The sequence below is a fragment of the Idiomarina abyssalis genome (assembly GCF_019797805.1).
Classification (GTDB): Bacteria; Pseudomonadota; Gammaproteobacteria; order Enterobacterales; family Alteromonadaceae; genus Idiomarina; species Idiomarina abyssalis.
The window spans coordinates 2,431,043-2,442,092 of record NZ_CP081832.1; the positions used below are offsets into that span (position 1 = coordinate 2,431,043).

Here is an 11,050-nt window from a genome sequence, read left to right on the forward strand (position 1 = left end):
CTGCTATCCGGCAAGGACAAAAGTAAGCCCGACAGAGGTAACGAAACCCTTGAATTATAGAATAAAAACCCGTTTAATCTAACTAACTATAATAATAATAAAGTGAATCGCTATTTTCATGCCGCAGCTTGACCTAATGACAAGTCTGGCAATAGAGACCTTTGCGCACGCCATACAAGCCGTTTTTCTTATCGGTTTCGCGTCGCTGCTTATGTATTATCACCGTTATTATCGACGTGACTACTTAAGTTACTGGTCTTTTGCCTGCTTTGCCTTTGGCCCCAGTGAGTTAATTCGCGCCTTTCTTGCAGGCAGCGCAATGGTTGCACCCGAGTCTGCACTTAACTGGTCCGGCGGCTTACAAGGCATTGCCTTAACCTTCCAGTACCTGGCAATTTGCTTTATTGCTTTGGGGGCGTCCTGTGCCGCCTTTAACAGCAAACCACAAAAATACTGGCAGTATATTGCTTACGCCGTTTCACTCATTGGTGGGGTTATCTCCTACTTCTGGCTGGAGCCAACTATCAGCTCTGTCGGCAGCACCCCCAATGCCGGGTTTATGCGCTTTTTAGTCACAGGCTTAGCGCTTATTGCTATCGGCTTTTTCATGTGGCGCAGTTTGGGCGCAGGTATCGGCCCCAAGTTAGTCTCAGGGGGTTTTCTGAGTATCGGCATTAAAAACTTTCTGGTGCTGGCCGGAATGTTCTCGTTATCAGCCAACGCCATCGACTGGGTTTTAAGTTTCCAGGCTCTGTTAACGGTTATTATCATTGCCGTTGTTATTGTTGGCGTCATTATTTGGCTGCTGGAGTCAGAGCGCAATACCGCAGTGCGCGCTATTCAACGCGCCGAATATCTTCACACTCATGACGCTCTGACAGGGGTTTCTAACCGCGATCAACTGGTCAGTAAAATTCCGTTATTTATTGAATATTGCCGTAGCAACAATCGCCACTTAACCATGATGCTAATTGGTGTCAGCCGTTTTAAAGTGGTGAACGAAAATATCGGTATTCGCGGCGGTGACCAGGTTCTAAAGGAAATTGCCCGCCGCCTGCAAAATTTTACTAAGCAGCCCCTCACTGTTTCACGTATCAGCGGTGACGTTTTTGCTATTGCTTTTGACCACTTAAAGAACCGAAGCCTGATACAAGACTTAGCCACAGAACTTCAGGAAGCATTGACCCTGCCCATTGATATTGGCGAGAAAACCGTAAATATTGCAGTAGGCATTGGTATTTCGCGCTACCCTCAGCACGGCAGCCGATCGGAAGTCTTGCTCAATAAGGCAACCATAGGTTTAACTCAGGCCAAGCAGTCGCACCAGCCCACCATAACCTTTTATGAGCGCGGCATGGACGAAATGTACTCCTATCTGGTTGATATGGAGCCAGTGCTTCGTAAGGCAATGCAAGAAAATGAATTCACTTTGTACCTTCAGCCTCAGTTCGACTTCGACCATCAGCAGCTTTGTGGGTTTGAAGCCCTCATACGCTGGCAACACCCCGAACGGGGCTTGCTGAGTCCGGCAGAGTTCCTGCCTTACATAGAACAACTCGGCCTTTCTACCGATTTAGATGACTGGGTGCTGAATCAGGCCGCTGCGATTCTTAGCTCCTGGCAACAAAAGTTTGGCGTATGCTGGCCAATTGCGGTAAACCTCTCTGCACCTCAGTTTCAGCATTTCCAGTTGATTGAAAAAATGCAGCGGCTGCAGGAAGACTACGGTATCTCGCCGGAATGGCTGGAATTAGAAATTACTGAAAATGTCGCTATGTCTGACTTGCATAATGGCATGAGTGTCATTCAACGTTTGCGGGAGATGGGCTTTGGTATATCCATCGACGACTTTGGTACAGGACATTCTTCTCTGGCTTATTTACGGTCCTTGCCTATTAACAAAATTAAAATTGACCGAAGTTTCATCAGCGAACTTCAGCAAAATAATAACGACGCGACCATTTTAAAAGCCATGATCCGCTTGTCTCATGGTTTAGGAAAACGAGTGATTGCTGAAGGAATTGAGACCGAAGAACAGCAGGATATGTTGCAGAAACTGGGTTGTGACATGATGCAGGGCTATTTCTATTCGCCGCCAATGCGCCTGCAATTCGCCGAACAATTTATTGAACGTCAAATTCAGAGCAATAAAAAGCCGCTGCCTCCCGGGGAGTTTGCAACGGCTTTTTAACGGTAATGTATTACAGGATGAAGCGACTTAAGTCTTCGTCCTGCGACAACTCACCAACATGTTCGTTGACGTAATCTGCGTCTACGGTCAGCTTCTCACCGTTGTGGTCTGTTGCATGGAAGGAAATTTCTTCCATCAAGCGCTCAAGCACGGTGTGCAGCCGGCGAGCTCCGATATTCTCGGTCGTCTCATTCACATGGAATGCAACTTCAGCTATGCGCTGAATGCCCTCTTCGGTAAAGTTAACCTCCACGCCTTCCGTGTTCAGTAACGCATGGTATTGCGTCGTCAGTGAAGCACTAGGCTCTGTCAGAATGCGAACAAAGTCGCCGCTGGTCAGCGCTTCCAGTTCTACCCGAATCGGCAAACGACCCTGAAGCTCCGGAATAAGATCCGATGGCTTACTCATCTGGAATGCACCAGAGGCAATGAACAGAATATGGTCGGTCTTTATCATGCCATGCTTGGTGTTCACCGTTGTACCTTCAACCAAAGGCAGCAGGTCACGCTGCACACCCTCGCGTGAAACATCCGGTCCGCTGGTATCACCGCGCTTACAAATCTTGTCAATTTCATCTAAAAAGACAATGCCGTTTTGCTCAACCGATTCAATCGCTGCTTCTTTGACTTCATCTGGGTTCAGCAATTTCGCCGCTTCTTCTTCGACCAGTTGTTTGTAGGCGTCTTTGATACGCATCTTACGGGCTTTGGTTTTATCGTTGCCCATGTTCTGGAACATATTCTGCAGTTGCGACGTCATCTCTTCCATGCCCGGTGGTGCCATGATTTCAACACCCATTTGTGGCATAGCTAAATCAATTTCAATTTCTTTGTCGTCTAACTGGCCTTCGCGCAGCTTCTTACGGAATACCTGACGTGTGCCGCGCTGATCATCGTTTTCAGGTGTTTCTTCCTGTTGTTGAGCCCAACCGGAGGACGACTTCTTCGCCGGAGGCAACAGTACATCCAGAATACGCTCTTCCGCCGCTTCTTCAGCGCGGTAACGTACCTTTTGCATCATCTCTTCACGAGTTTGCTTCACTGCTACATCGGTCAAGTCCTTAACAATAGACTCTATCTCTTTACCCACATAGCCAACTTCGGTGAACTTAGTGGCTTCTACTTTAATGAACGGTGCCTTTGCCAATTTTGCCAGGCGACGGGCTATTTCCGTTTTACCAACACCCGTTGGGCCAATCATTAAGATATTCTTTGGCGTCACTTCCTGACGCAGTTCATCGTCCAGCTGCATGCGGCGCCAGCGATTACGCAAAGCAACGGCAACAGCGCGTTTGGCTTTATCCTGGCCAATAATGTGTCGGTTTAATTCGTCAACAATTTCTCTTGGGGTCATCTCAGACATCTTATTCTTTCCCCTGCTTTGTTTTGTCTTCAGCAATAGACTCTTCTTCTTCAATGGTCTGATTGCCGTTCGTATATACGCAAATATCACCCGCTATAGTTAATGCTTTTTGCACAATGTCGCGGGCATTCAAGTCGGTGTTTTCCAGCAACGCTCTTGCCGCTGACTGAGCAAAAGGACCACCCGAGCCAATAGCTATAAGGTCATTCTCAGGCTGAACAACGTCGCCGTTACCCGTTATAATCAGTGAGGTTTCCTTATCAGCCACTGCCAACAGAGCTTCTAACCGACGCAGCGCCCGGTCAGTACGCCAGTCTTTTGCCAGTTCCACAGCAGCACGCATCAGGTTGCCCTGATGTTGCTCAAGTTTGGATTCAAAGCGTTCGAACAGTGTGAAAGCGTCAGCGGTTCCGCCGGCAAAACCTGCCAGCACTTTGTCGTGGTAAAGACGACGCACTTTACGTGCATTGCCTTTCATTACGGTATTACCTAAGGAAACCTGGCCGTCTCCGCCAATTACAACTTTATCGCCGCGGCGAACAGATACGATAGTAGTCAAATCAAGACCCTCTTTTTTGTCTTTGTGACATCAATGACAAGTATTTGAGGGTCTATATCGTGTTTTTCAATGGTGGGTATGGATTAATCAATGTTCCAGTTCCAAATTGCGCAACCAAACACCTGATTCCGCTGCAGTTTATGACGATCACGTTCGGCGTCACGTTTTGTTTCATAAGGCCCTAAAATAACCCGGTACCAAAGACCATTACTGCCGTCCGTTGCTCTAACCTGAGATTCCAGACCCGCCATAGCAATTTGCGCACGCAGCCTTTCTGCGTCAGCCTGCTGACGAAAAGAGCCACATTGCATAAGCTTAGGTGGACCCACTTCGCGTTCGGGTACATCCACTTCCACTTCTTTGCTTTCCAGCTCTTCAATATAACGCCAGCGTTCGGCCGACTTTTCCGGCAACAGATCGGCCGGTGGTTGCTGCACATGCGGTTGCTCAACTTCCTCGGACTTACCGCTAATTTGCACCAGAATATAAGTAAATAAGGCGATTAAGCCAATGGCAATAATAACCACGAACCAGGGGACAGCTTTACGTTCACCAACAGGTTTTGCGCCACGTTGCTGCTTTTTATTGCTTCCCTTTTTCTTAGCCGGCTTACGTTTCGGCGATTTTGGCTTACGATTCGCGTAATCCATAGTGCGTTACATCTTCTCCAGGGTTGGAATGCCCAGCAAATCCAGGCCTTGCTTCAGCACGTTAGCCGTTAACATCGACAACTTCAGGCGGCTGTTACGAAGGGCTTCATCTTCCTGATTCAAAATAGGGCAGGCTTCGTAAAAGCTGGAAAAACGCCCGGCCAGATCAAACAGATAGCCGCATAAGAAGTGCGGCATGGCTTTATCCTGAACCTGATGCAGCACTTCATTAAAACGCACCAGCTGGTTCGCAAGTGCCAGCTCACGCTCGTCATTAAGAATAATGTCTGCATCACGGTCAAAAGCGGTATCGCCGAGTCGGTCAAAAATGCTGTTCACACGGGTGTAAGCATAAAGCAGGTAAGGCGCTGTATTGCCTTCAAAGGTCAGCATGTGATTCCAGTCAAAAATGTAGTCACTGGTACGGTTTTTCGACAAGTCGGCATACTTCACCGAGCTAATACCCACCACTTCAGCAACGCGTTTCTGCTGCTCGTCTGTTAAGTCGGTCGTTTTCTGCTGAAGCAACTCGAGTGCGCGGCGTTCGGCTTCATCTAATAAATCAGCCAGTTTAGTCACACCCCCGTCACGGCTTTTGTAAGGTTTTCCGTCTTTGCCCATCACCGTACCAAAACCGTAATGGTCTAGCTGTATCTCACCCTCAACAAAGCCTGCTTTACGCGCCAGGGTAAAAATTTGGTCAAAATGCAGTGCCTGACGGGCGTCTACAAAATACATTAAGTGGTCACCGCCTAATACTTTCTGACGGTATTCAATGGCGGCTAAATCGGTGGTGGCATACAGATAACCACCGCCTTTTTTCTGCACAATAATTGGCAGCGGTTCGCCTTCTTTACCTTTGTACTCTTCCAGGAACACGCACTGCGCGCCCTGATCTTCGGTCAGCAAACCTTTTTCACGCAGGTGCTCGATGACACCCGGTAACTTGTCGTTGTAGGCACTTTCTGCCATCACGTCATCACGGGTCAGCTTAACGCCCAAACGATCATAAACTTCCTGGCAATGGCTGAGTGATACATCAATAAATTGATTCCACAGCTTCAGGCAGTATTCGTCGCCCGACTGCAGTTTTACCACCAGCTGTCGAGCACGGTCAGCGAACTCTTCGCTGTCGTCAAAACGCTGCTTGGCTGCTTTATAAAAGGTTTCCAGGTTGCTCAGTTCATATTCTGCCGACTGGTTATCCAGCGCTTCCATGTAAGCCAAAAGCATACCGAACTGTGTACCCCAGTCGCCCACGTGGTTTTGGCGAACCACTTTATGACCTAAAAACTCGCACACGCGGGACACGGCATCACCAATAATGGCAGAACGTAAATGGCCGACGTGCATTTCTTTCGCCAGGTTAGGCGACGAGTAGTCAATGACAATGGTTTTGCTTTGGTGAGCAACATCGGTATTCAGGCGGTCACTGTTTAGCATCGCCGTTAACTGATCTTTCAGCTGGTCCTGCGAAATAGTGAAATTAATAAAGCCCGGTCCGGCAATATCCATTTTCGACAGCAGAGAGTTCTCCGGGACCGCATCAACAATAGCTTCAGCCAACTGACGCGGGTTCGACTTTGCCGGCTTTGCCAACATAAGTGCCAGGTTCGTCGCAAAGTCACCGTGCGATTTGTCGCGAGGGCGATCCAACTGAATCTTTACTGGGTGATCCGCAGGGATTTTCCCCTGTGCTTTAAGTTGACCAATGGCTTCGGCCAGTAACTGTTCAAGTTGTTCTTTCATTAATGCGACTACCTGTATGAAAAATCGAAGAGGAAATTCAAAGCGCTTAGTTTAATCGCTACGCCCGATAAAAAAAACCGCTTAGTTGTTAATCAGCTGAAGTCTTGCGGATCGATATCCAGCGACCAGCGTACTTTTTTCAATAACGGCAAGGCGTTAATCTGCGGCAGCAAGTGCTCAATTAACTGAAAACGTAATTTCCGTGACTGACAATGTAACAGCAATTGATAGCGGTAACGACCAGCTTTACGCTCCATTAAGGCAGGCATTGGCCCCAGTAAAAACGCACCATCAACCTGCGGCATCAACTGCTGAATTTGGGTCATGGCCTGCACGACAGAGTCTCTGTCTGTCGCCTCAGCCCTGAACAGAGCTAAATAAGAAAACGGCGGCAGCTCACTTTGTTGGCGTTCGGCTAAAGCCGTCAGTGCGAAATGCGAATAGCCGTTATTGAGCAAATCCTGAATTAAATCATGCTCCGGATGGTGGGTTTGCAGCACCACTTTACCGGCTTTGTGCTCACGCCCTGCGCGACCGGCCACCTGAGTATAAAGCTGGCCTAAACGCTCTGCAGCCCGAAAGTCAGCGCTGTAAAGCGCACCGTCGACATCCAGCAGCGCCACTAAAGTCACGTTAGGAAAGTGATGGCCCTTTGCCAGCATCTGCGTGCCGACCAGCAAAGGATACTCATTATTTGTGGCTTTTTGCAGGTAGTCGTCTAACTGGCCTTTGCGGCGGGTTGAGTCCCGGTCAATGCGCAGTACCCCGCGGCCAGGAAACATCTCTTTCAGACTATGCTCGAGCTGCTCAGTGCCCACACCATGAGAAATCATCTGCGGCGAGCCGCAGGAGCCGCATTGACGTGGTATCCGCTGCTGACTCCCACAATGGTGGCACTGCAGCTGCTGGTGCGTCTTATGCACGGTATAATAAGCGTCACAGCGATGACACTGGGCCAGCCAACCACATTCATGACACATTAACGCAGGGGCAAAGCCACGACGATTCAAAAACAACAGCACCTGATTACCGCGCTCAATTTCTACCTGAATTTGTTCCCGTAGTGCTTTGGAGATGCCCGCTTTTATCGGTTGCTGCTTAAGGTCAATAAGCTCGTGTTTAACCATTTGCGCGCCACCAGCGCGCTGCCCCAGCTTAAGCCAGTGAAAGCGTTTGTTTACCGCATTGTTTAAGGTTTCCAGCGACGCGGTAGCACTGCCTAATACCAGCGGTATATTCAGCAACGACGCCCGTTTAATAGCAATATCCCGGGCATGATAACGGAAACCATCTTGTTGCTTATACGAAAGGTCATGTTCTTCATCAACCACAATAAGACCGAGCTTCTGGCAAGGCGTAAACACCGCCGAACGGGTACCGATAATAATCGCTGCATGCCCGTGCTTAGCATCCAGCCAGGTATTCAATCGCTCTCTGTCGCTCATACCGGAGTGCAGCATCACCACCGGCGCGTCAAAGCGTTCTTTAAAGCGCTGCAGGGTTTGCGGGGTGAGGCCAATTTCAGGCACCAGCACTAAAACCTGTTCACCACGTTCCAGTACCGGTTGCATAGCCTGTAAGTAGACTTCAGTCTTACCACTGCCGGTAACGCCTTCCAGCAATAGCGTACTGTGCTTCTGTTGCTGGTTAATGGTTGAAACCGCTACTGCCTGCTCGGTATTTAATTCATGACCCTGTTCTCTTAATACCGATGGCTTCTGCTGCCAGCTTTGTGGCTTTGCCGGTGCCTGCTCACGCACCTCAATCCAGCCTTTATCCTGCAGGGTACGAAGCACGGCCGAGGTCACACCTATGTCGGTTAAGTCGCTGCGCCTGAGCGGCTTATGTTTCAGCGCCGCCAGCACTTGCTGTTGTCGCGCCGCCCCTTTCAAGTCGTTAATAGACTGAGCAAGGCCTAAGTCAGTCAACGCATAAAAAGTTTCAGTCAGGTATTCCGGCGCATCGCCTTTGCGCAACAAAACCGGCAGGCTATTGGCAGCAACATCCCCCAGCGAGTGGTGGTAATAATCGGAAGACCAGCGAACCAGTTGCCAAATATCATCCGGCCACAGTCGTTGCTCATCCAATACCGACGAAACCGACTTCAGCTCAAACGTTGGCGGCTCGTCATTGGCTTCAGTAACCACATAGCCGACTAACTGGCGCTGACCAAATGGCACGCGCACGCGCACTCCCTGCGGCAGCGGCTCAGCACTTTTGCACAGATAATCATAGGTTTGTCGAAGAGGTAACGGCAGAGCGACTTTATAACGTCGTTCATTGCCGGTGTTGGCTTGCTTCATGGCTCTATTCTGGAACGCTACCGCGCAGAATACAAGGCAGCAGATTCTGCTTGATCACAAGCTCAGGATCACATAAAATGCGCGGCTCTTAATTCATTGATGTTTTTTTGCGCATGGTGTTCGGCTTTGGATCGAATGGCGATGCGGCCCATAACTGAGGTAACCCCATGAAACAAGGTATTCATCCTAAGTACGAGACTTTAAAAGTCAGCTGTTCTTGCGGTCACACGTTCGAAACGCGTTCAACCCGCTCAGAAGATCTTCACCTGGACGTATGTTCAGAGTGCCACCCGTTCTACACTGGTAAGCAGCGTGTAATGGACACTGGTGGTCGTGTTGACAAATTTAAGAAGCGTTTTGGTGCTCTGGGCAAGAAATAAGCCTAAGAAAACTTATAGAAAACGCTGCTTAACAGCAGATTTTAAGAAAAAGGCGCTAAACAGCGCCTTTTTTTGTGCCTGTTTCGCTAAGCGGCCTATTGTTAAAGAAAAGTTAACTGGTGTACTTTTGAACACATTGGAAATTTCATTCACCTCATTACCCTCAAAGGCGGAGGTAAGATTTGTTTATTAGCACAAAAGCGATAGACTGATCGGCATTCTGATCACCAGACTCAGGTATCACCGCATGACAGACTTTCGCCAACAGGCACTGGATTACCATCAATACCCGACCCCGGGTAAAATTTCCGTTGAACTCACCACCCCTGCTGAAACCAGCAAAGACTTAGCGCTGGCCTACAGCCCGGGCGTAGCAGAGCCGGTTCGGGAAATCGCGCAAGACCCGGACAATGCCTACAAGTACACAGCTAAAGGCAACATGGTTGCTGTTATTACCAACGGAACGGCTATTCTCGGTCTGGGCAATTTGGGACCATTAGCGTCAAAACCGGTCATGGAAGGTAAAGCACTTTTGTTCAAGCGCTTCGCCGGGCTGGATTCCATTGATATTGAAGTCAGTCACCGTACCACACAGGACTTTATCAATACGGTTGCCAACATTGCTGATACCTTTGGCGGTATTAACTTAGAAGACATTAAAGCGCCTGAGTGTTTTGAAATTGAGCAGGCCTTAATAGAACGCTGCAATGTACCGGTATTCCATGACGACCAACACGGTACTGCCATTGTTACCGCAGCCGGTATGCTTAACGCGCTGGAAATTCAGGGCAAAAAACTGGCCGAGTCACGCATTGTTTGTCTCGGTGCCGGCGCAGCAGCAATTGCCTGTATGGAGCTTCTGATTAAATGCGGTGCACAGCGCGAACACATTTATATGCTCGATTCTAAAGGCGTTATTCACACCCGCCGTGATGACTTAAACGAATACAAGCAACTGTTCGCTAACAATACCGATAAGCGCACGCTAAAAGATGTTATTGAGGGTGCTGATATCTTTGTCGGCGTTTCAGGCCCTGACCTGCTCAGCCCGGAAGAGCTGAAGCTAATGGCGCCTAACCCGGTTATTTTTGCCTGCTCAAACCCTGATCCGGAAATTAAACCGGAAGTTGCTATGGCAGCACGGGACGACTTAATTATGGGAACTGGCCGTTCGGACTATCCGAACCAGGTGAACAATGTACTCTGTTTTCCCTTTATGTTCCGCGGAGCATTAGATGTGCGGGCAACAGCCATTAACGATGAAATGAAGGTGGCAGCGGTAGAGGCCATTCGTCAGCTGGCGAAAGAGCCCGTGCCCGATTCCGTGCTAAAAGCAGCCGATGTCAAAGAATTAAACTTCGGCCGCAACTACATTATTCCTAAGCCTATCGACCCACGCTTGTGCCAACGTGTGGCTCGCGCCGTTGCTGAAGCCGCCGTGAAATCCGGCGCGGCGAAAATCGATTTACCAGAAAATTATATGCAGGATTAATCGTCCAATTCGTCATCCGTCGGGATGGGCAAGCCTCTGGCTTCCAGCTCTTCCCGCACGGCTTTGGGTATTTTATTCGAATTCGATTTTTGTAAGTCTTCATCTTCGGGCAGCGGCTGACCGGTAAAAGCGTGTAAAAACGCCTCACACAGCAGTTCGCTGTTGGTAGCATGACGCAAATTATTGATTTGGCGACGGGTCCGCTCATCAGTCAGTACTTTTAATACCCGAGTAGGAATTGAGACCGTAACTTTCTTAACCTGCTGACTCTTACGACCGTGTTCAGCATACGGGTAAATGTATTCGCCGTTCCATTTCATATTCATTACTCTGATGTCAGACAAAACCCTGTAAGTTGTAATG

At 49.0% G+C, this 11,050-nt stretch carries 9 protein-coding genes; 3 read left to right on the forward strand and 6 right to left on the reverse strand.

Features of this window, described 5'->3' with window-relative positions:
• The first annotated feature begins 118 nt into the window (after positions 1 to 118).
• Complete coding sequence (locus tag K5X84_RS11690) at positions 119 to 2,191, forward strand: putative bifunctional diguanylate cyclase/phosphodiesterase (protein ID WP_222235946.1); 2,073 nt, start codon at positions 119 to 121, stop codon at positions 2,189 to 2,191.
• A 10-nt stretch (positions 2,192 to 2,201) separates the two neighbouring features.
• Here the strand turns inward: K5X84_RS11690 and hslU are convergent, their stop codons facing one another.
• The 5 genes from hslU to priA form a co-directional block, all read right to left on the reverse strand.
• A complete protein-coding gene (gene hslU / locus K5X84_RS11695; RefSeq protein WP_199495055.1) occupies positions 2,202 to 3,554 on the reverse strand; it encodes an HslU--HslV peptidase ATPase subunit in 1,353 nt (450 codons plus the stop codon).
• A 1-nt stretch (position 3,555) separates the two neighbouring features.
• On the reverse strand, positions 3,556 to 4,113 hold the full coding sequence (gene hslV, locus K5X84_RS11700; RefSeq protein WP_054490324.1) for an ATP-dependent protease subunit HslV: 558 nt from the start codon (positions 4,111 to 4,113) through the stop codon (positions 3,556 to 3,558).
• 83 nt (positions 4,114 to 4,196) lie between these two features.
• Positions 4,197 to 4,763 (reverse strand): SPOR domain-containing protein, encoded by a 567-nt coding sequence (locus tag K5X84_RS11705; RefSeq protein WP_054490326.1) that lies wholly within the window; start codon positions 4,761 to 4,763, stop codon positions 4,197 to 4,199.
• A 6-nt stretch (positions 4,764 to 4,769) separates the two neighbouring features.
• A complete protein-coding gene (gene argS / locus K5X84_RS11710) occupies positions 4,770 to 6,512 on the reverse strand; it encodes an arginine--tRNA ligase (RefSeq protein ID WP_222235947.1) in 1,743 nt (580 codons plus the stop codon).
• 92 nt (positions 6,513 to 6,604) lie between these two features.
• The gene (gene priA, locus K5X84_RS11715; protein ID WP_222235948.1) at positions 6,605 to 8,815 is read right to left on the reverse strand and encodes a primosomal protein N'; all 2,211 of its coding nucleotides are present in this window, start codon (positions 8,813 to 8,815) and stop codon (positions 6,605 to 6,607) included.
• A 167-nt stretch (positions 8,816 to 8,982) separates the two neighbouring features.
• Here priA and rpmE point away from each other — a divergent pair, with 167 nt between their 5' ends.
• Both rpmE and K5X84_RS11725 read left to right on the forward strand, forming a co-directional pair.
• On the forward strand, positions 8,983 to 9,195 hold the full coding sequence (rpmE, locus tag K5X84_RS11720; protein ID WP_054490333.1) for a 50S ribosomal protein L31: 213 nt from the start codon (positions 8,983 to 8,985) through the stop codon (positions 9,193 to 9,195).
• A 247-nt stretch (positions 9,196 to 9,442) separates the two neighbouring features.
• Positions 9,443 to 10,687 carry a malic enzyme-like NAD(P)-binding protein gene (locus K5X84_RS11725; protein WP_199495058.1) on the forward strand — a complete coding sequence of 415 codons (1,245 nt, stop codon included), beginning with the start codon at positions 9,443 to 9,445 and terminating at the stop codon, positions 10,685 to 10,687.
• Here K5X84_RS11725 and metJ read toward each other — a convergent pair.
• Positions 10,684 to 11,007, reverse strand: a complete 324-nt coding sequence (gene metJ, locus K5X84_RS11730) for a met regulon transcriptional regulator MetJ (RefSeq protein ID WP_082332159.1) — start codon at positions 11,005 to 11,007, stop codon at positions 10,684 to 10,686. The two genes, K5X84_RS11725 and metJ, sit on opposite strands and share 4 nt — an antisense overlap.
• Positions 11,008 to 11,050 lie beyond the last annotated feature (43 nt).

What these genes read in the sequence shown, in the direction of transcription:
- K5X84_RS11690 (WP_222235946.1), top strand. Translation starts at nt 119, where the DNA reads ATGCCGCAGCTTGACCTAATGACAAGTCTGGCAATAGAGACCTTTGCG.
- hslU (WP_199495055.1), bottom strand. Translation starts at nt 3,554, where the DNA reads ATGTCTGAGATGACCCCAAGAGAAATTGTTGACGAATTAAACCGACAC.
- K5X84_RS11705 (WP_054490326.1), bottom strand. Translation starts at nt 4,763, where the DNA reads ATGGATTACGCGAATCGTAAGCCAAAATCGCCGAAACGTAAGCCGGCT.
- argS (WP_222235947.1), bottom strand. Translation starts at nt 6,512, where the DNA reads ATGAAAGAACAACTTGAACAGTTACTGGCCGAAGCCATTGGTCAACTT.
- priA (WP_222235948.1), bottom strand. Translation starts at nt 8,815, where the DNA reads ATGAAGCAAGCCAACACCGGCAATGAACGACGTTATAAAGTCGCTCTG.
- rpmE (WP_054490333.1), top strand. Translation starts at nt 8,983, where the DNA reads ATGAAACAAGGTATTCATCCTAAGTACGAGACTTTAAAAGTCAGCTGT.
- K5X84_RS11725 (WP_199495058.1), top strand. Translation starts at nt 9,443, where the DNA reads ATGACAGACTTTCGCCAACAGGCACTGGATTACCATCAATACCCGACC.
- metJ (WP_082332159.1), bottom strand. Translation starts at nt 11,007, where the DNA reads ATGAAATGGAACGGCGAATACATTTACCCGTATGCTGAACACGGTCGT.